The sequence below is a fragment of the Gemmatimonadales bacterium genome (assembly GCA_036265815.1).
Classification (GTDB): domain Bacteria; phylum Gemmatimonadota; class Gemmatimonadetes; order Gemmatimonadales; family GWC2-71-9; genus CAVVWJ01.
In genome coordinates this window covers 1-2,491 of sequence record DATAOI010000040.1, presented here as the reverse complement: position 1 = coordinate 2,491, position 2,491 = coordinate 1, and the positions used below count along the sequence as shown (strand labels likewise).

Annotated in this window: 3 protein-coding genes and 1 pseudogene; 3 read left to right on the top strand and 1 reads right to left on the bottom strand. The window is 63.7% G+C overall.

Annotated features, from left to right (window positions below; translation table 11 throughout):
- Positions 1–246: hypothetical protein (locus VHR41_08125; protein ID HEX3234151.1), on the bottom strand; the 246-nt coding region annotated here is incomplete at its 3' end.
- A gap of 191 nt (positions 247–437) precedes the next feature.
- Between VHR41_08125 and VHR41_08120 the strand changes: the two genes are divergently transcribed.
- The 3 genes and pseudogenes from VHR41_08120 to VHR41_08110 form a co-directional block, all read left to right on the top strand.
- Entirely contained in the window at positions 438–752 is a 315-nt protein-coding gene (locus VHR41_08120) for a hypothetical protein (protein ID HEX3234150.1), read from the top strand.
- A pseudogene (locus tag VHR41_08115) lies at positions 728–1,810 on the top strand (ISKra4 family transposase). Before VHR41_08120 ends, VHR41_08115 begins: the two are co-directional and overlap by 25 nt.
- Before the next feature lie 328 nt (positions 1,811–2,138).
- The coding region (locus VHR41_08110) for a hypothetical protein (GenBank protein HEX3234149.1) at positions 2,139–2,491 on the top strand (353 nt) is incomplete at its 3' end.

The following is a 2,491-nucleotide window of genomic DNA, read 5'->3' as shown; positions in this document are numbered from 1 at the left end:
CGGACAGCCCAGCAGATCGAGCACCGCGGCCAGCGCATCGGCGGAGTCGGGGTGGTCATCCACGACCAGCACGCGCATCTGGGTGAACCCCTCCGGGGTCAGGGCCTGGCGCACCCGTTCGGCGATCGAGTTCGCGGCCTGCTTCACGCGCGCGATGGCATAGAGGTTGGGGTCGGGATTAACTTCCTGTCCGGGGGGAACCGGGGAAGATCCCGTCGACCCCGCCCAGGGTGGGCTGGCGAGCATAACAGCCTCGTCCGGCGATGGGCGATTCAGCTAATAGGCGATTTTTTAGTATAGAGCTCAATTCTGAGAATGCGAAGAAAAGATGAGAAGGGGGGCGTTCGGGGGTGAGCAGCTTGAATGTCGGTAGCTTTTTTCTTGTCCTGACGGGAGGATGAACGTGCGCCCGAAATTCCTCCGGCAGGAGCCGACTTATGGCACACACTCGTCACGCCGTCAGCCTCACTCCCGAGCAACAAGCTGAGGCCGATCGCATCTACACCGCCCTCGTCGCCGCCGCCGACGAAGACATTCGCGCTCTGGCCAACCAGATGGCCACGACCACCGATGCCACCATCTTCGGCGAGAACGAGTTCACCCTTCGCGACATCATTCTTCGCGTCGCCGCCAAGGGAGTCGAGATTGCCCTGGAGGAGCGCAAAAAAGGGGGTACTGCGGGTCGAGTCGGAGTTGCGAATCGTGTCGGGAGTCGGCCCGGTTCCAACGCTGGCGGAGCAAGCGGATCGTGACCGTACTCGGGAGTGTTCGGGTCGATCGGGCTTATTACCACTGTATGCACTGCGGCCGCGGTCAGTTCCCGCGTGATGCGACTCTGGGATTGAGTGCCGGCGATCTGAGCCGGGGGGCGGCCCAGGTGGTGGCCCTGGCCGGAACGCTGGGCAGTTTCGCCGAGGCGGCCCAGAAGACGCTGCCGAAGTTGACGGGCTTGCGGGTGAGCGAATCGACGGTGGAGCGGACGACGGAGCGGGCCGGGCATCAGGTGGGCGAACGTCTGGCGGCGGGGGAGACGTTTGGTCCGCCGTCGCGGTGGAGGTGGACCCGAGACGCGGAAGGGAAGAGTTGTGCGTACGTGTCGGCGGACTCGACCGGTGTGGGCATGCAGGGTCCCGACGCTTCTGCGGCCGAGGGCCGGATGGCGGCGATCGGCATGATTTGGAACGCGGACCAGGAGGGTCAGGTCCGCTATGTCTGTGGGCTGACCGGCGGCCTGGCGGCGTTGGGTGAACCGCTGCGTCGGCAAGGAGCCCAGGTGGGCATGGACCGGGCCGAGCGGTGGGTGGCCATCAGTGACGGCGGGGCGGGGATCGAGGACTGGCTGCGGATGAACTTCCCACGGGTGGACGTGGTGATCCTCGACTTCTACCACGCCGCCGAGCACCTGTGTGAATGGGCGAAGATCCTGCACTCGGACGAGACGGAAGCCGATCGGGTGGGCTCGGAGTGGTGCCACCGGCTCAAGCACGAGGGTGGCCGAGTAATCCTGGAGGCGTTGCGGGCCATCGATGTGTCGGTCCGCTCGGCGGAGGTGCGTGAGACCCATCGGCAGTTGTTGGTCTACTTCGAGAATCAGGTGCATCGGATGGATTACCCGCTGTACCGCTCGAAAGGGTGGTTGATCGGCTCAGGCCCGGTGGAGGCGGCGTGCAAGCAAGTGGTGAATCAGCGGCTGAAGGGGAGCGGCATGCGTTGGTCGGAGGCCGGCGCGGACGCGGTGTGTCACCTGCGAGCCTTGTTTCGAAGTGAGAAGGGCCAGTGGGACGCCTGCTGGGCGACATTGGCCGCTTAACGCTACCGACAGTAAAGACGCTCACCCCTGATTGTCCCTGTCAAATCAGGCGGGCGAAATAACGGCATGTGGACGGCATGGATGAAGCGGACAGCAGTACCGATACAGGATCACAGGATGAATAAGATCAGACGCCAATCCCTCCAAGCCTGCGAGCCTGTGTCGATACTGTTGATCCGCTTCAATCCTGTCTTCGATCCTCATCATCCGCGTGCTATTGCTTTGCCAGCAATAATCACAATCACGCTCGTTCCACTCCGCGCACTTGACGCCCCGCCCCATTCCCGGAAGATCGTGGGAGTAGAGACCTGCTCCTGAGGAGCCACCGTTGTCGCACGATTCGACCCTGGAACCGATCCTGCGCGCGGTTGAGCCGGCCGTGCGGCTCATTCCCGAACGCTATCTGCGCCAGGTGTTACATTATCTGATTGACTGGGGCCACGTGCTGCCCACCAATCTCGATCAGCCGTACTGGGCGTCCCGCGCCGACCTCGTCGCCGGCCGACTCCTGCCCGAACACTTTCTGACCGGGACCGAACCGCGACTACTGCTCATCACCGATCCCGACGACCGGATGCTGGAACAGTTGCCGATCGCGCTGCAGCTCCACGCCTACTGGCGGGTCCTCTTTCGCGCGGCCGTGACGCGCGCAATCGACCGGAAACTGGAAGCGGGAGTGCT